This window comes from Calothrix sp. NIES-2098, assembly GCF_963875125.1.
Classification (GTDB): Bacteria; Cyanobacteriota; Cyanobacteriia; order Cyanobacteriales; family Nostocaceae; genus Aulosira.
Genome location: NZ_CAWNKJ010000001.1, coordinates 1,851,142 through 1,872,034, shown reverse-complemented (window position 1 = coordinate 1,872,034; position 20,893 = coordinate 1,851,142). Strand labels below are relative to the sequence as shown.

Sequence of the window (20,893 nt, the reverse complement as noted above, 5' to 3'; positions counted from 1 at the left end):
TTTTTGCTCGAAATATGGTTCAGTACACTCTCGCTCAAAGCCCAGAAATTATTCTCAGCGTTTCTGGCAAAGATTCAGCCAAAGCCCGTGAGAAAGCAATGGATCAGCTAATGGAACTGATGGATGCAGGTAAGCTACCCACAGAACTAGAAGAGGGGTTTGGCCCTCAACAATTAATAGAAGTTAAAGAACCAAGCGCTGAGACTGTTAGTGGTGAAGACGCTATTACTCAAGCTGTCCAAGTTCTTAGCAACCTAGCCACACTCAAGCTCAAAGTTCAGGAATCACGTACTGAAGCCTTAGAAATTCGCAAAGCAGTTGATATTCTCTTCTCAGATAATTCAGTTACCGAAGAGGAAATTACTCGCTTAAAAGAAGGTTTTAAAGTACTCAAGAATTTTGCCCAAGCTAATCTACGTTATCAAGAGGCAAGAACTAAAGCGGAACAAGCCAGACAAGTTCTCGATCTGGCTTTAAAATCACCTGATAAGTAATAGTATTTGGCAATTAGTAAAGGGTAATTGTTAATCATTAAACAGATAATTAATTTTGAATAACAATTACCGTTTTTTACTCTAACTCCGTTTAGTGCTATTTAAAGTAGAGCCACTAGCGTTGGCGGTTACTTTCTCTTCACTTACCTTTTCACCACTCACGCTCTGTCTGTAATACTGCTGATAGTATTGATAAGAAACAGGTGCAGCATCCTTGGATTTATTAGCAATCATCCCTAACAAAGGAGTTCCAGAAATCTGAATTTGTTCCAATGCTTGCTGTAGTGCAGTCCGCTTGAGCTTACCTAAGCCAGCTACGAGTACAAGCCCATCTGTATTAGCCGCTAATAAGTAAGGATCTGCAAAACCTAATAAAGGAGGTGTGTCATAAATGACCAAATCAAAACTTACTTGCAGTTCCTCCATGAGATTGTGCATTTTTTGAGAGGCTAGTAACCTGACTGAATCTGGTGGAATTGGCCCTGCTGGCATCACAAACATATTTTCTTCTAAAGGTGATGGCTCAATGACATTATGCCAATCCAGGTCTTGGGAGATTACATCCGTCAAGCCTTGAATATTCATCAGCCCTACTCGATTGTGTAAGCTAGGCGCACGCAAATTGGCGTCTACAAGTAATACTCGTTGGCCCATTGCTGCTGCTGCTTGTGCTAGCTGCGTCGCAATTGTAGATTTGCCGTCTCCCTGTCCTGCGGAACTGATGACTAGAGAACGAATTGGTGTATCAGAACCCAACAGCAAAATGTTAGTGTACAAAGAGCGAAAAACTTCAAAGAAGGAAGCGCCATCTGTCTTTTGTACGCCGCGGGAGAGATTGTCTTTTGTGGCTATTTCTAATTCTTTTCTTAAAGGAACTATTCCTAGTAACGGAACCCTTGTAGCATCTTTGAGTTCTTGAGAAGAGTAGAATATATTACTGAGTTTATCTACAACTAAAGCTGTTCCTACACCCAATAGCAAACCCAAAAGCCCACCCAATGCTAAATTGCGTTTAGCACTATCTGAGACAGCCAAAGGTTCTTTCACTGTTGTGAGTTTGGGATCGAGTAACAGCCAAGGTTGTTGTTTTTGAGCTTTCTCAATTTGCAAAGATTGTTGCTTAGTATTAAATTGAGTTAGTCCTTGATTAGCAATTTGCAGTTCTCGTTGTATGTTGTCGTAATTTCTGCTAATAGTTGCTAACTTTCTAACTTCACTATAAGTATTGTTGATTTTTTCATCTAAGGCTCTATCCCGCGCCGAAATTTCCCGAATACGGCTTTGAAAGTCTTTTTGTACCCGTGCTTCTTCTTGGGCCAGTAATGGTAGTAAATACTCTTTCTTTTGTCTTAAAGTCACCATTGCTGGATTTTCATCTGTAAACACAGCTGATTGCTGTTTAATTGCAATATCTGCTGCCTGGATCTGATCTAAAATCTTTTGGTAGCGAGCATTATCACTCAGCAAAGAATTACCTGCCCTTTCACCAGGCTGTTGAGCTAATTCTTTTTGTAATTCTTCATACCTAGCTACCATTTGTTCTAACTGGACTCGATTCTCTATTCGCTGTTGCCTTAAGGTAGCAATTTGACTAGATAACTCTTGAGCCTTCTGTGCAGGATCAATCAAGTTATTATCCAGTCGCAGATTGCGCAATTGATCTTGCCAGTATTTCACACTCTTCTCTAGTGGCTTTCTTTGTTGTTCAACAAACTTAATAGCCACTTCCACATCCGATTGTTGTTCTTGCAAACTATAGTTTAGGTAAGCATCTGCAAGAAGATTAGAAAAAATACTTACTAGCTTCTGGTCTGAATAGGTAAATTCAACGTTTAAGATATTGTCCTGTTTGGATGAAATTGTTAAGTAATTAACGAAAAAGTTATACAAGTATGCATTTAATTCCTGCGAAGATAAATTAGCTGCAACTAATCCTGGTGATTGCTCCCTAAGAAAGTTTTCAATCAGGTCTGGGTATTGAGCCTGAAGCTTTTCAATCACAGGATAAAGAACCCTAGGACTTCTTAAAACTGTAATAGTTGTTTGGATTTCTTTTGTTGACTCAGGAGGCGCTACTTGGCTATTAATTGCTTGGGGAACATTTGCAATTACCTTGCTCTCACCAGTTACTGGCTTGGTTAAAATATCAAACGTACCTTGATAAACTGGAGGATCTGTTTCCGCCTTCAGTACTGCTGCTGTTGCTACTAAAGCTGTGGTTCCACCAATTAACAATAGTCTGCGACGTAGAACTGCTCCAACTTGACCCAGGTTCAATCCGCCTTCATCATCATTTAATTGGGTAAAGTTTGCTTGTGACAACGGGTGAGGATACTTTTCTGACTTCAGCATAGCACTTGTCAAATAAACTACTTATATTCCTTTCACTGTGAATTCTTCGATTCAATCTTGGTATAGGTAGTTAGATTGCTCCGAAGTGGCTTATTCTTTCTCTGCACCCTAGCAAAACCATGAATTTACTGACTAACTCATGTAATATAAACAATCTTATATGTAAATAATGTTTACCAAAACTTTACTTAAATAATACAAATTTTTAGCTTAGGCTGCTATATCTAAAAATAAAGCCAATTTACATAAATGTACTATAACTACAGTAGCATTACGCAAAAGGAATTGGTGAAATTATTTAAATGAAAAGCCAGATTTTACAAAAATTGTTGGCTTATTACGTACAAATACTGATAAATAGTTATACAATTTAAAGCGAGATTTTAAGTAAATAGACTTAATAAATAGCTAGTTGATAGTTTCTTGCTGTTCAATCTTTCTTCACAAATCAAATCTAAGTTGTGAAAGTAATTCTGAGAAATTGCCAACGGTAAACAATGCTCAAAAGCCAAAGGTTATATTAAGATAGCTACAGCTTCAAAAACAACTACCTACAGAGCAAACATTATTTTAATTATTCATATTAACTGGGGCGCTAGGATTCGAACCTAGGGATGGCGGGACCAAAACCCGCTGCCTTACCACTTGGCTACGCCCCAATGAACGCACTTTAGATAATATAGCAGCTACTCCTGGGGTAATGTCAAGTACTTCCAGAGTTGTTTTAGGAAGAATGTGATGATTACATATAAGGTACTTAATAACTAGTTAATAACTCGATCTATGTAACATGGGCTGGAATTGAACTGTACCTGTATTCTTGACTTTAGCTTGGTGTTCTTGCCACCGCAGACCAATCAAAGTAGCAATGGTGAGCATATAACCTGGTTCTTCCATTTGAGTAAAAATAAATCCGTGGATGCAGACGGTGAGCATCAAAACCTTAGAAAAATCATCTGCACACACCTTACGCCAAACGATCGCACAAAGATACAAGTAAGCAAATAATCCTAAGAATCCAAAATCGCCCCAAATCGCAGCCCAACCGAAAAAGGGAGCAAAGAAACTGCTACCTCTTATAGGTCCAAGCCAATGATCGCGTGCAATTGCCCACACCTCGTCAGCAACAGTGGATGTAGTCGCTCCAAACGGATTCAACAAAGAGCTATAGTCCTTGAGCATCCACCCACCCAAGCGGCCAATTGTATGACCGGGACCAAGACCCAGCCACCAATTTACAGGAGAATGGAAGTGGGCAAGGGTAGTATTAATTCCTAAAAGTTTCATCTTAGTTGCTTCACCATCTGAACCATAAAGTTCTGGTCTGATCCAAGTTTTAAATGCACTTAGAGCTTCGACATTCTCAATAGCCCACTGAAAAGCAATGATGAGAATTGTTAAACCAATGATGTAAAGCAAGGCTTTGCCAGGATTCTTGGTTTTGGTAAGAGATAAAATGGCAAATCCTAAGATGAATGTCACTATTACCTGTTTTGCATCCGATACGACCAGATGGATGAGACTAGCAACAACCACCAAAGCACGTAACCATAAAGGACGATTTTTTGCACCTGTAAAGTAAAACAGGCTGAAACTTAATGAAACAGAAGAACCTACGACGTGTCCTGAGCCAGTTCGATAAAAAACTCCCTGCATATCATCTGAAATCAGATGCAGAACTAACCACTGGAAGAAAGCAAGCAGGAGGTGAATAACGTTAAAACCAATTATCCAAGCGCGGAAACGTCCAAGGCTTTTTTCCGACATGGGCAGGCTAATTATAGCCAGCAATAACATGAAAGCTTCAGTAAAAAGTAAAAAATCAACAAAAACGTTGATCGCTCCCACTTTGTTGAAAAGCGCACTAGCAAAACCAATTGTCAAGAATATTAGCAATCCTGCTAATATTTCTTTTGATATTAAAATTTGGCGGCGATTCTTAGTTCGTGTTGTCAACAACGCCACCCCACAAGCAAATGGAACTATGGCGAAGTGAAGGAAATTGATGATCGATGGTGCGCCATAAGACTGGATAATGCGTGGAAAAAAAGCAGTAGCAAATGCTAGCAGCAAAAGACCAGAACTCTTGATGTAAGAATTCTTTCTCTGTATAGATGCTGCTTCTACATTCATTTACTGACCTCTGTGTATCAACTCACCTGGAAAAGAGACAGTTTTTGGATGCGGTTGAACCTGAGTATAAATTTCCATTAACTGCTGGTAGTTCTTTTCGGCGGTGTATTTTACTTCAAATTCTGCTCTGGCTTCTCGTCGCATCTGGGCAAGTTCTGCTGGATGGGATAGCACCCATTCTACCTTTTGTGCTAAATCTTGTGAGTCACCCGGACGAAAATGTAAGCCAGTGCGACCGGGATCTACTAATTCTGCGATCGCACCAATATTAGCAGCAATTACTGGTGTCCCCTTGGCAAAAGCTTCAATTGCTACTCGCCCAAAGGTTTCATACCATTTGGAGGGAAAAATTAATACCTTTGCCTCTCCCATCAATTCATAAACCTCTTGCATCGGTTTACGTCCCAACCATTCTACATGAGGTAGTTTATTTACTGCTTCGGCTACGCGATCGCACAACTGCCCATCGCCAATAATTTTTAGAGGTATCTTTCCTCCTAATTGTTCCCAAGCCGCTAATAGCGTATCTAACCCTTTTTCTACCGAAAGCCGCCCTACGTAAAGCGCATATCCTCCTTCTCCAGAGCCTACACCAGGATCGGGGGAGATAAAGTGCGGTTTGACTACAATCTTTTCTGCTGGTAGTCCCCCTTGGATAAACTTCTGCCGAGCAAATTCTGTTAAGGCAATGTAACAATCCACCATCTTTGTCCAAGTGTTGAGCAGGCGATGCACGGTGAGCATGGTTGCTACCGCAGCGCTAGTTGCCTTACTTTGGCGATAACAACCGTGCTGTACTCCTGGAAAGGGAATAGGTTTGCCCAAGCAGTCTTCACAAATGCGTCCTTCTCGGAAAAACAGAGCATTCGGACACAGCAGGCGATAGTTATGTAATGTCTGCACTACAGGCACGCCAGCTTCTTTAGCGGCATAGTAAATTGAGGGGGAAATTAAAGGAAAGAAATTATCCACGTGCATGACATCGTAAGTTTGATCCCCAAAGCGATGCTTGAGAGTTGTGTAAGCTTCGCCAGACCAGACTGTTTTGATTGCCATACGTGCAGCGCCCAAAGTTGCTAGGCGATCGTTAGTATCTTGATAGATCTCAACTTGATGTCCCATCTGTTGTAGAAGGCGCGCTTCAGCTTCAATTGTCTCTTCTTCACCTCCTCGAATTTGGTAATAGTTGTGTACTTTCAAGATGTGCATTGTTGGGACTCCTTAACAGAGCGATCGCTTGTGACAATTTTTTGGTATAGCTGGCTAAACAGTCGCCCCTTGGCTTCCCAAGAGTAATCCTCCCTAACTCGATATTGGCCTGCTTGTCCCATCTGCACTCGCAGTTGTGCATCTTTGGAGATTTTGACCATCGCTACAGCCATATCTGCTACCGTCTGTTCTAAGGTATGAGCTGCAATTTTAAAGCCCGTCTCCTCAGTCACCTGCTGGCTTGGCCCTCCTAAATCTAAGCAAATCACTGGACGACCTGCGGCCATTCCCTCTAAGCACACCCATCCGCCAGAGTCGTGCAAACTCGGATGAACTAATACTTGGCACTGGGCTAATTTGCTTAAAGTTTCTTCCCTTGGCAATCGTCCCCAAAATTTCACCTGATGGCTAATACCTAAGTCTGCTGCTAGAGATTGCAGTCGCTGTTGCTCTGGGCCATCGCCGACAATCCAGTATTCAGTATCAGGCAGGTTAGCTTGAGCGAAGGCACGTAAGCCTAGGTGAAAACCTTTCCAATGCAACAACCGCCCCATACTAATAAAGCGTACGGGTACGGCATCTGGTGGGGGAAATTGGGCAAGAGCCTCAATTTCTGGCTGAGTTAGTCCCGATTCAGACAAAATCTGCACGTTGGGACAGCCCATTTTTCTCACCCTTTGTGCTGTGTCTTCTGTTGTAGCGTAAACTACAGCACTCTGTCTGGCAGTGAGGTGCGTGAATAAGTCAATTTCGCCTATAGAGCGTACCAAAATACGAAGAAATTCGTAGACTTTGTTGCTCAGATTAAAATCTTTCCAGAATGGTTTGGGTGCTGACTCTCCACCGCCAATGGGCCCCCAAATAAAAGGTACGGGTAACAGAGAAAGGAAGCTAGGGCTAGAATATTTGACAAATGTTACGTGCTGTGCTATGTCAAAGTTAATTTCGCGATGCAGCTGACGAGCGACAAAGTATGCAGTTATCTGCCAAAGATAGTAGTGAATTTGCATTGCACCGCTTTGTCCCCACTGCCAAATATTTCCCAAAATGGGCGTGGTGAAGTAGACAAAATGCATATTTGGCGCTGGGTTGCGGGCCAGTTCTGCCTCAATAACATCTTTACTTTCGTCAGGGCGAGTTAAAACCCAAACTTCGTGATGCTTGGCAATTTCTCGCGCTAAATTCCAACCGACTCCAGGTTCGGAACCTCTGCCTGGTTCGCAAGAATAAGCGGATAGAAGAACTTTCATAATAGGAAATATCTATTGTCTATAAAATTAAATTTATTTATTATGTATTTAAGTTGTTAATTCTTGCTCAAACTTAATTGTAAATATGCCCATTCTTTAAACCATGTGGTTAGCTTGAGCAAAAACAGCAATGAACCTAGAAAAACACCATATCTTTCCACAAAGTAAAAAAACTTTGTTGGTAAGCGGTACGGAGACTTTTTGTTCCAAAACAAAGAACGAAGAGTTTGCTTTGCAGGAAGACCTGGACGAAAATATTTTTGAAAGTTTCCCATTTCATTAACAGGGCCAATTAATATCGTCTTTAAATCTCCCAGCAAATATGCTTTAAATCCTGAGCGAGTTGCCTTAAAAATATACATATCATCCCCGCAATAGTGAGGAAATTTCTCAGCATTGGGAGAACCGATTTTGCCAAATACAGAAACTGGAATTCCGACACACCAACCAGACATACTATCAACTTCTATGACTTCACCAAGATTAGCAGCACAATTCTTCCGACCTTGGGAACCGTTATATTGCTTGATGAGTGAGTTGTCTTGCTGAATGTAGCAGGTGGGTGCAGCGATGCTATTGGGACGATTTTTAAGAAAATCTACTAATTGAGGTAAAGTCCCTGGATTGGGTAGACAGTCATCATTAAGCCAAATAAAGTATTCTGCTTTTTGTGTATAAGCATATTCCATACCTTTGGCGATCGCTCCTGTCCACCACAGATCGCCATTTCCAGGTAAAACAGTAACTCCCGCATATAAACTTTGAATTGCTTCAGCAGTTCCATCTGTTGAAGCATCATCGACAACGACAACATAGTAACGTTGCAAATCACCTGTTTTTTGTAGATGTTCTAGGCAATTTAAAGTTATCTGTTTTCGGTTATGGACAGGGATGATTATATATACAGGCTCTTTAGTTGTCGTGTTCATGATGTTGAAGATTTGAATATGAAAGGTCAGATTTTAGGAATTGCTTACTGCGCGATACACTTCAATTGTCTTAGCTGCGGTCTTATCCCAGCTAAAATCTTTTGCTCTTTGGAAACCTTTAGCAATCAGGCGATCGCGTTCAGCTGGGTTGTGTATTAAGAAAAGAATAATATCTGCTAAATCGCCAATGGCTTGAGGATTAAATAGTATACCGGCATCACCTACAACCTCTGGAATGCTGGAAATATTAGATACCACTGCAACGGTACCACAAGACATTGCCTCTAGAGGAGGGATACCAAAGCCTTCATACAGAGATGGGTAAATAAAGGCAAGACTACAACGATAAAGCTTGGCTAAATGACTATCGCTGATGTGTCCATAGTTCTCGATATAGTCAGTTAATTTTAGTTCTTGAATCTGTTTGATTTCGTCTTTATTAAATGGAGAACCAACTACGCACAGCTTAATATCTGAATTTATAGAAATAACTTTAGAAAATGCTAACAAAAAACTATCAAAATTTTTATAAACTTTATCTCGGCTTCCGACATACAGTAGGTAAGGCTGTGTTGGAACAGTTTCGTCACCATAAGACATATTTATATCAATTTCTGATGCTAAATATGTGACAGTAATTTTATTTTCTAAAGTAGGGTATAGCTCTAACAAGTCTTTCTTAGTATTCTCAGAAACACAAATAATTGCTTGTGCTGAGAATACAGCTTTTCGCTTATTTTCTTTTTCTATTCCCAAAAAATCTTTTTTAGGAAAAAGTTCATGAATCATATCATGAATAGTAAGTACAACAGGACATCTATATTCGCTAAATTCCTGTTGAGTTAATAATCTATGATAGGTAGGATGGGCGAGTTGAAATTGCTCATTTGCAGTTACTTTTCTAAAATAATATTTTTCAATTATTGGTGCTAGGCGATAGTGTAGAAATCTGGAATATTGAAAAGTTTTTAAATTAGGATGTACGGGATCGTGCTTCTTTTGTTCATCTTCATCTGGCTTAGAAAAAGTTGTAATTATGGGAGTATCATCGGTAGGTAATCTACTGATTATATTTGCAAAATAGCGACTAATGCCCCCGAATGTTTGTAAGCTATAGATTTGACCATCGTAGAAAATACGCATATTTTTTAATTTAAAAATTAAATTTATTATTGGGAATATCTCAACTAATTATTTAATGATTTAGGCTGAGTCAATAGTGCTAACTTTTCTAATAATTGTGTTCTAGAAAATTCTTTGGCAATAGTCTCTCTCGCCGCAGTTCCTAATTGATAACACAGTTCTTTTTGCTGCCACAGAAGAACACTATATTTAGCAAATTCTTCAGCATTGTTAGCGATAAATCCATTAATACCATGTTTAATTGGAGAGCTTTTTGCTGCTTGACTTAATGCTACTACAGGTAGACCATAGGCCATAGCTTCAACAACTTTAACCTGTTGGCCTGTACCGCCGAATACTGGACATATAAGGAATTTAGATTGCTGATAAACAGCTTCTAAACTTGGTACAAACCCTTTTATTTCAACACCTGGGCAAGGTTCAAGAGAAACGTTATTCCAAAAAGAACCTGTTACATCTACTGTGAAGGAAGGCTCAACTTGTAAAATCTGTGGTAAAACTCTTTTGATAAAATATAAATAACCTTGAATATTAAAAAGGTTTTCTCCTATAGGAAATATGGCAGAGCCTGTATATTCATTTAAGATAGGATGTGTTTGTTGAGTTACAGGTATCAATATTGTGTTACTTTTTTTATTATGTTGTTGAATTATGTTAGCCTCTTCTTGAGAAATAGCTATTGTATAATCATACTTGTCATAAATATTTAATTCTTCTATACTTGCTTTTAAATCAAGCTTTTTGAAAATTTCTTCATTGAGAATCTCAGATTCTATATCTTTATCTCTAAAAAAATAATCCGTTAAATAAGGCTGTATATATTCCCGCATTTGATTATTTAAAGTTAACAGATCGTGGGTTTCTATAACTCGCGTGATTGTTCTTAATTCCTTATGGTTAATTAGACCATCCCAGTATGCATAATTCATGAAAATGAGATCGGGAGATATCTCTTTAATTAATTTTGAGAACCAGCTACGCATTGCTGGAGTTGTATAAAGAACTGATGATAATGATGATTTTGCTCTTGCGAGTTTATAAAATTTACGTAAGAACTTAAGATAATTTTGCTCCCAAAAATGTAATTCATAAATAAAAACTTTTTCAACAAAAGTTTCTTCTAGCTTTTTGATACTAGAAACATTCCAACTTTTACGAGAAACATCTGTTAGACTTGCTAAAATTACTCTACATCCACGTTCTCGAAGCCCAGTTAGCATTTCTAGACAGCGTTTGTGCGCTCCTGATTTAGGAGGGTAGGGATTATGTGGGAAGAAGAAGAGAATTGTTTGTTTATTATGCATACACAAAAAATATAGTTTTAAACTTATATATTGAGTTTTTCAGGTTTTGATACTAACTTAGAATTTTGGTTAACTTACTTTTAAAGTATTGTAACAACAACTGCTCATTTTGAGTATAATACTTTAATCTATTAAGGTAATATTTTAATTGATTACTTTGTTTAGCAAATTCTCTGATAAAAACTATTTTCCAACGCTGAACTATAGGAAGTTTATTTCGATAATTAGCTAAAAGTCGCTCTAAACGCTGGGTAGATTGACCACTTTTCTCATCATTTCTAGTTTTTGTCCCTTCTATCAATCTATAGTTTCCCCAAGTTTCATTAATATACATGACTGTAGCTACTTGTACTGCTCTCAGAATAAAATCATAGTCCATCGCATAATGTTCATTAACTTGATACAGCCCTACTTTTTCATGGAGAGAGATATGATAAAAGTAAGCAGAAGGATTTATTGGGAAGTGAGTTCCATGTGGAGCTAAAAGTAATTTATGAAATTCTAACTTAGAAGGCTTATTTATACTGATTTTTTGACCTTCATCGTTCCAAACATTACAATTACCTACAAGAAAACTAGGTTCTGGTAATGTTTTAAATATTTCTAAAACTCGGTTTAATACATTTGGCTCATAATAATCATCAACATTCAGAATCGCTAAGATATTTCCTTTTGCCATTGCAATTCCTTTATTCATTGCATCCGACTGTCCCCGATCTTTCTCTGAAATCCAGCGAATGTGTGAATACTGTGCGGCATATTGTTTGATGATGTCTACAGTTTTGTCTGTAGAAGCCCCATCTATAACGATGTGTTCAACATCTGGACATTTTTGGTCAATAACAACTTTAATGCAGGATGCAATAAACTTTTCACCGTTATAAACTGGGGTAATAATGCTAATCATGTTTCTGTGACTCAATATTGTTGTCTTACGTGAATTTAGATAAACAGTGTACTAACTTTTCTTTATTTAGTATTTAGGTTCTCTATAATTGTTTGTCGGATAGTCATTATTAATAATCAATTTATCGCTAATTATTGATAATTTTCCGATATAGTTCTATGTATCGCTTGGCTTGTAAATCTAAGGGGTATTCTTGAAGTGCGATCGCTCGACAATTTTGACTCATGCGATCGCCCAACCTCTCATCCTCTAATAACTCAACAATTCCGTTACAAAAATCATTCGCATCCTCTGGTGCAGCTAAGTAGCCTGTCACACCATGACGCACTAAATCTGTGACGCCGCCCACCTTAAAGGAAACCATCGGTGTACCACAAGCCATACTCTCCTGTAGTACTAATCCAAAAATATCGGAACGGCTAGGAAAAACAAACAAATCAGCAGCAGAATATGCAATTGCTTTCAGACGATCGCTGCCAACATATCCCAAATTTAAAGTTTGTATTCCTACAGTTTCTGAAATCCCTTCACCTCCTTCTCCTAAGGTAATTAGCAGAGCTTGGGATTTTAGTGATTGTGGTAATTGTTGTAGTGCCTGGACTAGCAAATCTCCACCTTTGCGTGATTCCTTTAAATTAGCAGCCCCAAACATTAAAACTTTTTTGTTATTTGGTATGTTCAGTACAGATCGGCATTTTTCTATTTCGAGAGGTTGATAAGCTTCTGTATCTATACCATGAGGAATATAATGAATAGCATAACTATGAAACATACTCTGCTTAACTTGCTCAGTGAGCCAAATGCTGGGACTCACAATGGTGAGGTTAGAGTGCTGATATGTCCAATTTTTTAGCCTCCACTCAATCTGAGTATTATCTTTCTTAATCTCTGGGTAGGTGGCTAGATAAGGGCATTTTCCGCAGCCTGTTTTCCAGCGATCGCACTCATAACTGTAACTACAGTGCCCCGTAAAACTCCACATATCATGGAGTGTAAATACTGCTGGTTTGTATTTCGTGAGCGAGGGAATTGCTAAATAGTTGAAATATTCACTATGTAAATTGTGAAAGTTAAGAATATCAGCTTCTTGGAAGAAAGGATGCTGAGAAATATTAAAGCTACTGATATGGTTGAGGTAGTTAAGGCCAAAACTCTCATTAACTTTACCTAGTAGTCTCTCAATGCGGTAATTGCGTGGGACAGAGGCTATGCGATCGCTATTAGTTTTAGCGCTACCTACTAGCAGTCGCGAGTCTATACCTTGAGCTAGTAAACCTTGATGTAGTCTATAGCCTGCGACAGCAGCTCCGCCAGCAACATCCGATTGATTGATATGTAGTATATTCATACAGTTAATTAGATATTTTCTATAACGACAGCAACAGTAAAAAAATTGGCTTTAAGTTGATGCCTTGATGAGTAAAACTGTATCAATGAATTCTCATTCAGATTATTTAACAACACTGCGTATTATTGCTAGGCTGATATATTAATCTAGCAAAACTTAAGTTCTTGAATAGCTAAAACTTTTCCTTTGGAAAAGGCCTGATAAAAGCGTTTAGATGTTGAATCCATTCGGCTTAACCTATAATATTCAAGTATTTTCCTCATCAATGACAATTTGGGTACAGTCGGTGTTGTACCTCGCAACGATTCCATTATTGTTTTTGAATATCCAATTCCTTCAGCTAGTCTAAGTAAATACTCTTCTTGCAGACGATTAGCTGGAATCAGATGAGTTAACTTTAATGAAACAAATACTCCTGTACCCAACCCTACATCACATGATGTAAATGCTAAATCATTATCTCCTGCTCGTAGCAGTTGTTTTCCCTTGGGGTCAAGGTTGGCTCTTTTTAAGTTATTCAATGCTAATTCCGCATATTTTTGAGCTACGACTTTTCTGACGCACATTCCAGCACCAACAGGAGCTGTCTCATAACATAGTAATAAGTTTGACCATTGATCGCGATTTAATTCGCGAATAGCTAGCATCCACCAATATGGTTTTGTCCACTCTGGAGGTGTTTGTTCAAACTCCGGTAGACTTTGCCCACCCCAAGCCCCAATGAAAGGGTAATTATTACTAATTTGTAAAGCTACTTCAAGATAGTCAGAATCTAAGACGTTATCATCATCAACAAATACTAAAGTTTCAGCTATCGCTTCTTTGATACCTCTCAAACGAGCAGGAGTTAAACCTAGTTGTTCTTCTCGAATGTGCCGAGATTGAGGATGCCAGCTAAGATCAATTTCTTTAGAAAGAATTTTTTTACTAGCATTGTCAATCATTAATAGTTCCCAGTATTCCACGGGTAGAGTCTGAAATTTAAGTGATTTTAATACTCTATCAAGATAGTCAATACGAGGATTATGAGTACATATGACAACAGAAATTATTGCAGACATAAATTTTGTAAACCTTTATTTAAATGCTTAAAAATTCAAACTAAAAGCAATCGGGCAGAAGAATATTTGCGTAAAAAAGAGTTTCCCAGATGATTGAATTATATTGTTTGCTAAGAATTATATTTATTTCTCAATAAAACATACTTTATAAGTGATATCAATGTTAATTTGATCTGTTGTTTCATATAAAAAGGTAACTTTATGAGCCCTATACACCAACTTTTTGGTATCCCTAATGGATACCAAAAATAAGCATAAAATGAAATTTTTAACTTTGCTATCAAGCCATTATTCTTGTTGAAAGGAGATTGTATCCAGTAAAGAAATTGTTTCCCAATAAGAGTTTTCATATTACTAGATATTTCATCTGTATGGAAATCATTTTGTATAGAATATTTCTTTATAAATATTTGATAAATTTGCGTTAGCCTATAATGTATGTTCCCAACTTTTCTGCTGTTTGGAAATTGTTCTGGCCACCAATGAGCATTACCTGTCCAAAAATGCATGAGGTTTTTGGCTTCATCCAGGGTAACTTCTTCACCAATTAATTCTTGAATATTATGCCTTACTTGAGTTAAAGTACAAGCTTCTTGTTCTAACTTTTTATGCATAGAAATTGCTTGATTATGCATACGATATTTAAGTAAGAATTCAGGTATAATAGCAATTTTACCAACTTTAGCCAAGCGGCATAAAAGTTCATAATCTTGACTATAACGAAAGGTTTCGCAATAGCCTCCTAAATTTAGGATTACTTCTTTTCTAAATAGAAATTGGCTATGACCTCCTAAACGATTATAAAATAATAGATACCAAGCTACTAAGTTTGAATCACATGCCAATTGCCATTTATCTATAGTAAAACCTTCACTATTAATGATTTCTAGATTGCAAGATACTAAAGCTACATCCGGATGCTCATCTAGAAATATTAATTCTTTTTCTAGCCTCTCTAGCAAAGAAATATCATCTGCATCTTGACGAGCAATATACTCTCCTCGAGCTATTTTTAATCCTTTATTTAATGATTTAGTCAAGCCCAAATTTTCTTGATTTTTTACTAAAATTATGCGTTCATCTTGCTCTGAGTATTCTGTAATAATTTTCCAACTTTTATCTGTAGAACAATCATCAATAATAATGAATTCAAAATCTCTAAAAGTTTGATTTAAAATACTTTCTATAGACTCCCTAAGATAATGTGAGCCATTATATACAGACATTAAAACGCTAATTTTGGGAGCTATTTTGTTTATCTTTTTATACAACATACTTAGAAAATAAACCACGATTCATCAGTGATAATTATAGTTATCAGCTAACCAGAACAGTGTTACCTATAAGTTAGTATTATGGATAATAGGAACACCTTCGCATCTTTTAGTTGCTAACCTACTTTATCTTTAGCAGAGACAATAGATTTTGCTTCCAAAGTCCAAGCGATCGCTAAATTTAGATCTTTCCGAAAAATGATACGCTCATACTCTAGCGCGCAGTAGTCTGTAGTTTGGTAAAAAAACTCTGAAGATTCTCAAAGTACCAAAAATCGGTGAGCAAAGCCTGGTGGTATCCTGCAAAAATTTGTGGCTCAATTAGCAGTACATGAGGAATTTCCGTCTGGATAATGTTCACAGTTTTACCCTCTTAGCGTCTGCAAAGTTTCCCTTAAATCCATTTGCTGATGCAAACCAGTTTTCTTCTTGAACTTGAGTAGTACGATCGGCGTTTATCAAGTCCATCAAGTAACGTCCATAGCTATTTTTAGCTAGTGGTTTGGCAAGTTCATAGAGTTGGTCAGCATCGATATACCTTTGGCGATAGGCAATTTCTTCGACACAAGCTATTTTGAAACCTTGGCGTTGTTCTAGGGTTTGAATAAAACTAGCAGCCTGATGTAGAGATTCATGGGTTCCTGTATCCAACCAGGCGTAGCCTCTACCTAAAAGCTCAACTTTTAATTGTCCGTGACGCAAATAAACTTGACTCAAGTCAGTAATTTCTAGTTCATTGCGGGCTGAAGGTTTCAGTTCTGATGCAAGTTCTACCACTTGAGAATCATAAAAATAAATACCAGGCACAGCGTAATTAGATTTAGGAATTTGGGGTTTTTCTTCCAAACTCACTACTTGGCCTGTAGAGTCAAATTCAACTACGCCATAGTGCTGAGGTTCAGCTACTCGATAACCAAAGATGAGTGCGCCCTCATGCAATTGTGCCGCACGAAGTAGCACATCAACTAAACCATGACCGTAGAAAAGGTTATCGCCCAAAACTAAGCAAACAGGGTCGTTACCAATGAAATCTTTACCCAAAATAAAAGCCTGGGCTAAACCTTCAGGCCTTGGTTGCTCAATATAGCTAAACTTCAGACCCCACTGGCTACCATCTTGCAAAAGCTGTTGAAATAGGGGTAAGTGTTGAGGTGTAGAGATGATGAGTATTTCTCTTATCCCAGCTAACATCAGAGTTGACAAAGGGTAGTAAATCATTGGCTTATCATAGACAGGCATGAGTTGTTTACTCACTACTTGAGTGAGTGGGTACAATCTTGTACCAGAACCGCCAGCTAGAATAATGCCTTTCATGGTAAACTCCTTCGTTAGTTTGGGCTGCTGTTAGTGTGATAGTGCTGCTTTTCTATCTCCATAATTTTGCTGAATCCAAGTGTGGTAAGCACCTGATTGGACTTGCTCAACCCAAGTAGAATTGTTCAGATACCACTGGATTGTCTTTAATAAACCACTATCAAAACTCTCTTTTGGTTCCCAACCTAAGTCTTGCTTAATTTTGCTACTGTCAATTGCATAGCGTCGGTCATGACCAGGGCGGTCTTTGACAAACGTTATCAGAGAAGAATAGTGGAAGTTTGGTTTGGGTGCTAACTCATCAAGGAGGGCACAAATTTTTTCCACAACTGCGAGGTTTGTTTGTTCGTTATTACCTCCTATGTTGTAAGTTTCTCCAATAGAGCTTTGTTGTAGAACTAGATAGACAGCTTCGCAGTGGTCTTCTACATACAGCCAATCACGAATATTTTGACCATCTCCATAAATCGGTAGTGGCTTTCCATTCAAAGCATTGAGAATTATCAGGGGAATTAGTTTTTCTGGAAACTGTCTCGGGCCGTAGTTATTGGAACAGTTGGTGGTTAAAGTTGGTAAACCATAAGTGTGATAATAAGCACGTACCAAATGATCGGAGCCAGCTTTAGATGCAGCATAGGGACTGTTTGGCGCATAGGGTGTGTCTTCTCGAAATGCTGGATCTGTCTGAGTTAATGATCCGTAAACTTCATCTGTCGATATGTGTAGAAAACGAAATTGTTTTTGCCTTTGAGCAGATAATTTTTCGTAGTAAGCTCTGCTAGCTTCTAGAAGTTGGAATGTTCCTAATACATTAGTTTGAATAAAATCTTGAGGGCTGAGAATGGAGCGATCAACATGGCTCTCAGCAGCAAAGTTGATAATTGCGTCTGGTTGATGCTGATCTAGAAAATTATTTATTAGTTCAATATCACCGATATCGCCACGAACAAAATTATATCCAGAATCATCTTGCAATTCTGCTAGAGTTAATGGATTACTGGCATAGGTTAGTTTATCTAAATTTATAATGTTAGCCCATTGTTCTTTTCTCGCCTTCAGTATGAAGTTAGAGCCGATAAAACCTGCGCCACCTGTGATTAAGAATGTTTGCATATTAAGGTATGCCCTTATTGTCAATCCTTTGCATTGCCGTTTTGAACATTGACACGGCTAATAAGTAATCTTCCCCAACTCCGTCTTATCAAGGATTTTCCTACCCGGTTCCTAAGTGCACTAATTTTGTCTGCAACTCTTTTCAATCGTAGTGTATTCCTCCACTGAAAAGTGCTACTAGCTAAATTCAGGATTGATAATGCTTTCCAAGGCGCAGATATCAAAGCTAACACAAAGTATTTAACAGCTAATAGATACTTGTTTGCAGAATACAGCATTTGGCCCCACTCACCATATATGTGGCACCACACTTCTGCACGCTTAACTGATGAAATATTAGTGAGGTGTACTATCACCTGTTTTCTAGCCTTATACATCCATCTCAGTTGTTCCTCCATTGATAGGGGACTCCAGACACCTCCTTGGTGAATTCGATAGACTGCCATCACTTTATCTAAGAAAACAATATCTCCTTTTTCCGCTGTAAAACTCCATAATGGCCAATCAGCTTGCTTACATCCATGAACTACATCTTGGAACCAGACTAAATTAGGAAGAGCACTTTTACGAATGAGCGCAGAACACGTAGGAATATAATTTCTACGTAAGATGTCAAATAGAGTACCTAGTGGCTTTTCATATGGTGATATAGCAGGAACGGTATCTATGCTATGCTCTTGCCAATATTGAACTCTGTGTCCAACAATTGCAACTTCAGCATTAGATTCGAGAATATCTACCTGTGTTTGCAGCTTGTAGGGATCTATCCAGTAGTCATCACCTTCTAAAAGTGCAATATATTCTCCTCTACAAGCTTCTAGTGTTGTAGTTAAATTCTTCAACACGCCCAAGTTCTTTTCAGGTAATAGCAAACGAATTTTATCTGAATACCTTTTTTGAAAATCAATTACAATATCTCGTGTACTATCTGTGGAACAATCTTCTCCAATTAATATTTCATAATCAAATTTTACTTCTTGCATTAATATGCTATCTATTGCCTGTGCAATAAATTTTTCATGGTTATATGTAATCATTACAACGCTGACTTTCATCACTTTTCACAGAGTAATAGATATCTTTATTGTGCTTTTAATGGCTCGCTATCCTTTGGCAATAGTCTTTCTTTAACTTCATAGCTATGCTGAACTACTAACCAGATGATCTGACAAATTTTATTAATTTCTTCTAAACCAACAGCACTACCTGTCGGTAAGATTAATATCCGTTTCCCTAAATTTTCAGTTTCAGGAAGCAGCAATCCTGCATGAGGGAAGTAGGAGCGATAGGGTTCCATGCGATGACATCCAGGATAAAAGTAGCGTCGAGCTAGTATGTTTTCAGCCCACAAAATTTCTACGAGTTTATCTCTATTGATTTGAGTTATCGCTTCATCTATTTCCAGCACAATGTACTGGTAGTTGCACTTATCAGTTTTGTTGTAGGTTAGTATCTTAATTCCTGGTATGTTTTCTAACTCACGCTGATACTGTTTGTAGTTGCGATAGTTAATAGCTACAAATTCATCCAAGCTTTCAAGACCTGTTAACCCCATTGCCGCAGAGACTTCAGTCATCTTGCCATTGGTGCCGATGTAATTGACATTGTCGTAACCAGCAAAGCCAAAGTTCGTCATGAGGCGAATTTTGCTAGCTAGTTCATCATCGTTGGTTACGACTGCACCTCCCTCAAATGCATTAAGAAACTTAGTGGCGTGAAAACTGAATACTTCAGCATTACCAAAGTTGCCTATCATACGTCCTTTGTAAGAGCAGCCAAAAGCATGGGCAGCATCAAACATTAGTTTGAGGTTATGCTTATTGGCAATTTCTGTGAGGGCTTCTACATTACAAGGCTGTCCCCATACATGGACGCCGATGATACCGGTGGTACGAGGTGTAATCATCGTTTCCACTCGCCACGGATTGATGGTATGAGTGCGAGGATCTACATCACAGAATACTGGTGTGATTTCTTGCCATTGCAATGCGTGAGCTGTAGCAATGAAAGTAAATGAAGGTACAATTACTTCACCTGTAAGTCCTACTGCTCTGATGGCAATCTCTAGAGCTACAGTCCCGTTACACATAGCAATGCAGTGCTTAACTCCAACGATATCAGCAATGCGCTTTTCAAACTCTTGCACATAGGGACCGTTATTGCTCAACCATCTTCTATCCAGTAAGTCGTTGATTCGCTCTAGCAGGCGATCGCGATCGCCAATATTAGGACGGCCTACATGAAGCTTTTCGCTAAAAGCGGGGCTACCACCTAATATTGCTAAGTCTTCTACCCGATTCTTGCTAGCCATTATCTGCAATCCTCCTAATTACTTTAGCTGGAACTCCATAGGCAACTACGCCATCAGGAATATCATTTACTACTACTGCACCAGCACCTATGAGACTACCAGCGCCTATTCTTGCTTTATCAATAACTGTTGTTCCAATTCCAACCCAAGTTGCACGTCCTACCGTTACTTGTCCACCCAAGTGAACGCCTGGGCAAATATGCACTCCGTCTTCTAGAACACATTCGTGGTCAACACTTGCACAGGTGTTGATAATTACATTTTCACCAATCTTTGCTTCGGAATTAATAACTGCTCCTGCTGCAACTACAGTACCTGGAGCAACTGACACATCACTAGCCAGTGTTGCTTTTGGGTGTATGGCTGTGGCCAAAGAAAAACCTTTGCTACGAACTAACTTAGATAGTTTTAATCGCGCCTGACAATTTCCAAACCCAAAAATTATATGTTCAACTCCTTTTTCTCTATAAAAATCTAACTGTTCTTGCCCTCCAATAATTAGGCTTCCACAAAAATTTGTACCATGACGTTCTAGATTCACATTATCAAGAAAACCAACAATCTCGTACTCTCCTAATAAGTTGATAATGTCTATAACTACTAAAGCATGTCCTGAAGCACCCCAGATTAATAACTTTTTAGCCATAAAAATCTGCTCGTTCTCTATAATGCGTTGTAATTAATTTTTTTGGCATAAATCTTATAACAGCAAAATGCATTATATTGACCTTTTCCAATTAATATAAATATT

18 protein-coding genes and 1 tRNA gene are annotated in these 20,893 nt (G+C 38.3%); 1 reads left to right on the top strand and 18 read right to left on the bottom strand.

The window, feature by feature from the left end:
- The first annotated feature begins 14 nt into the window (after positions 1-14).
- Positions 15-494 (top strand): hypothetical protein, encoded by a 480-nt coding sequence (locus tag AACU33_RS07895; protein ID WP_096587987.1) that lies wholly within the window; start codon positions 15-17, stop codon positions 492-494.
- A gap of 81 nt (positions 495-575) precedes the next feature.
- On the opposite strand, the gene AACU33_RS07890 is transcribed toward AACU33_RS07895, so the two are convergent.
- From AACU33_RS07890 to AACU33_RS07805, 18 genes are all read right to left on the bottom strand, one after another.
- On the bottom strand, positions 576-2,846 hold the full coding sequence (locus tag AACU33_RS07890) for a GumC family protein (RefSeq protein WP_096587986.1): 2,271 nt from the start codon (positions 2,844-2,846) through the stop codon (positions 576-578).
- A 587-nt stretch (positions 2,847-3,433) separates the two neighbouring features.
- A tRNA-Gln gene (locus tag AACU33_RS07885) sits at positions 3,434-3,505 on the bottom strand.
- A 109-nt stretch (positions 3,506-3,614) separates the two neighbouring features.
- The gene (locus AACU33_RS07880; RefSeq protein ID WP_096587985.1) at positions 3,615-4,979 is read right to left on the bottom strand and encodes a hypothetical protein; all 1,365 of its coding nucleotides are present in this window, start codon (positions 4,977-4,979) and stop codon (positions 3,615-3,617) included.
- The gene (locus tag AACU33_RS07875; protein WP_096587984.1) at positions 4,980-6,188 is read right to left on the bottom strand and encodes a glycosyltransferase family 4 protein; all 1,209 of its coding nucleotides are present in this window, start codon (positions 6,186-6,188) and stop codon (positions 4,980-4,982) included.
- Positions 6,176-7,438 carry a glycosyltransferase family 4 protein gene (locus AACU33_RS07870; RefSeq protein WP_096587982.1) on the bottom strand — a complete coding sequence of 421 codons (1,263 nt, stop codon included), beginning with the start codon at positions 7,436-7,438 and terminating at the stop codon, positions 6,176-6,178. The genes AACU33_RS07875 and AACU33_RS07870 overlap by 13 nt, the downstream gene beginning before the upstream one ends.
- 56 nt (positions 7,439-7,494) lie before the next feature.
- Positions 7,495-8,367, bottom strand: coding sequence for a glycosyltransferase family 2 protein (locus tag AACU33_RS07865; protein WP_096587980.1), 873 nt, complete (start codon positions 8,365-8,367; stop codon positions 7,495-7,497).
- Positions 8,368-8,400: 33 nt separating this feature from the next.
- Entirely contained in the window at positions 8,401-9,510 is a 1,110-nt protein-coding gene (locus tag AACU33_RS07860; protein ID WP_096587979.1) for a glycosyltransferase family 4 protein, read from the bottom strand.
- A gap of 44 nt (positions 9,511-9,554) precedes the next feature.
- Positions 9,555-10,814, bottom strand: coding sequence for a glycosyltransferase family 4 protein (locus AACU33_RS07855; RefSeq protein WP_096587977.1), 1,260 nt, complete (start codon positions 10,812-10,814; stop codon positions 9,555-9,557).
- Positions 10,815-10,866: 52 nt separating this feature from the next.
- Positions 10,867-11,721: a glycosyltransferase family 2 protein gene (locus tag AACU33_RS07850; RefSeq protein WP_096587975.1), complete on the bottom strand. Its 855-nt coding sequence runs from the start codon at positions 11,719-11,721 to the stop codon at positions 10,867-10,869.
- Between the two features lie 127 nt (positions 11,722-11,848).
- A complete protein-coding gene (locus AACU33_RS07845; protein WP_096587973.1) occupies positions 11,849-13,069 on the bottom strand; it encodes a glycosyltransferase family 4 protein in 1,221 nt (406 codons plus the stop codon).
- Between the two features lie 146 nt (positions 13,070-13,215).
- A complete protein-coding gene (locus AACU33_RS07840) occupies positions 13,216-14,130 on the bottom strand; it encodes a glycosyltransferase (protein ID WP_096587971.1) in 915 nt (304 codons plus the stop codon).
- A gap of 110 nt (positions 14,131-14,240) precedes the next feature.
- Entirely contained in the window at positions 14,241-15,422 is a 1,182-nt protein-coding gene (locus tag AACU33_RS07835; protein ID WP_339375839.1) for a glycosyltransferase family 2 protein, read from the bottom strand.
- Between the two features lie 196 nt (positions 15,423-15,618).
- On the bottom strand, positions 15,619-15,765 hold the full coding sequence (locus AACU33_RS07830) for a hypothetical protein (protein ID WP_339375838.1): 147 nt from the start codon (positions 15,763-15,765) through the stop codon (positions 15,619-15,621).
- On the bottom strand, positions 15,762-16,718 hold the full coding sequence (rfbA, locus tag AACU33_RS07825) for a glucose-1-phosphate thymidylyltransferase RfbA (protein ID WP_096587967.1): 957 nt from the start codon (positions 16,716-16,718) through the stop codon (positions 15,762-15,764). The genes AACU33_RS07830 and rfbA overlap by 4 nt, the downstream gene beginning before the upstream one ends.
- 30 nt (positions 16,719-16,748) lie before the next feature.
- Positions 16,749-17,831 carry a dTDP-glucose 4,6-dehydratase gene (rfbB, locus tag AACU33_RS07820; RefSeq protein WP_096587965.1) on the bottom strand — a complete coding sequence of 361 codons (1,083 nt, stop codon included), beginning with the start codon at positions 17,829-17,831 and terminating at the stop codon, positions 16,749-16,751.
- Positions 17,832-17,851: 20 nt separating this feature from the next.
- Positions 17,852-18,886, bottom strand: coding sequence for a glycosyltransferase (locus AACU33_RS07815; protein ID WP_096587963.1), 1,035 nt, complete (start codon positions 18,884-18,886; stop codon positions 17,852-17,854).
- A gap of 26 nt (positions 18,887-18,912) precedes the next feature.
- Complete coding sequence (locus AACU33_RS07810; protein WP_096587962.1) at positions 18,913-20,142, bottom strand: DegT/DnrJ/EryC1/StrS family aminotransferase; 1,230 nt, start codon at positions 20,140-20,142, stop codon at positions 18,913-18,915.
- Entirely contained in the window at positions 20,135-20,788 is a 654-nt protein-coding gene (locus tag AACU33_RS07805) for an acetyltransferase (RefSeq protein ID WP_096587960.1), read from the bottom strand. Before AACU33_RS07805 ends, AACU33_RS07810 begins: the two co-directional genes overlap by 8 nt.
- Between the last annotated feature and the right edge of the window lie 105 nt (positions 20,789-20,893).

Bases quoted from the DNA above. Each gene is read 5' to 3' on its own strand.
- AACU33_RS07880 (WP_096587985.1), bottom strand. From the start codon at position 4,979: ATGAATGTAGAAGCAGCATCTATACAGAGAAAGAATTCTTACATCAAG.
- AACU33_RS07865 (WP_096587980.1), bottom strand. From the start codon at position 8,367: ATGAACACGACAACTAAAGAGCCTGTATATATAATCATCCCTGTCCAT.
- AACU33_RS07805 (WP_096587960.1), bottom strand. From the start codon at position 20,788: ATGGCTAAAAAGTTATTAATCTGGGGTGCTTCAGGACATGCTTTAGTA.
- AACU33_RS07860 (WP_096587979.1), bottom strand. From the start codon at position 9,510: ATGCGTATTTTCTACGATGGTCAAATCTATAGCTTACAAACATTCGGG.
- AACU33_RS07870 (WP_096587982.1), bottom strand. From the start codon at position 7,438: ATGAAAGTTCTTCTATCCGCTTATTCTTGCGAACCAGGCAGAGGTTCC.
- AACU33_RS07815 (WP_096587963.1), bottom strand. From the start codon at position 18,886: ATGAAAGTCAGCGTTGTAATGATTACATATAACCATGAAAAATTTATT.
- AACU33_RS07850 (WP_096587975.1), bottom strand. From the start codon at position 11,721: ATGATTAGCATTATTACCCCAGTTTATAACGGTGAAAAGTTTATTGCA.
- AACU33_RS07890 (WP_096587986.1), bottom strand. From the start codon at position 2,846: ATGCTGAAGTCAGAAAAGTATCCTCACCCGTTGTCACAAGCAAACTTT.
- AACU33_RS07855 (WP_096587977.1), bottom strand. From the start codon at position 10,814: ATGCATAATAAACAAACAATTCTCTTCTTCTTCCCACATAATCCCTAC.
- AACU33_RS07810 (WP_096587962.1), bottom strand. From the start codon at position 20,142: ATGGCTAGCAAGAATCGGGTAGAAGACTTAGCAATATTAGGTGGTAGC.
- AACU33_RS07875 (WP_096587984.1), bottom strand. From the start codon at position 6,188: ATGCACATCTTGAAAGTACACAACTATTACCAAATTCGAGGAGGTGAA.
- AACU33_RS07840 (WP_096587971.1), bottom strand. From the start codon at position 14,130: ATGTCTGCAATAATTTCTGTTGTCATATGTACTCATAATCCTCGTATT.
- rfbB (WP_096587965.1), bottom strand. From the start codon at position 17,831: ATGCAAACATTCTTAATCACAGGTGGCGCAGGTTTTATCGGCTCTAAC.
- AACU33_RS07845 (WP_096587973.1), bottom strand. From the start codon at position 13,069: ATGAATATACTACATATCAATCAATCGGATGTTGCTGGCGGAGCTGCT.
- AACU33_RS07895 (WP_096587987.1), top strand. From the start codon at position 15: ATGGTTCAGTACACTCTCGCTCAAAGCCCAGAAATTATTCTCAGCGTT.
- rfbA (WP_096587967.1), bottom strand. From the start codon at position 16,718: ATGAAAGGCATTATTCTAGCTGGCGGTTCTGGTACAAGATTGTACCCA.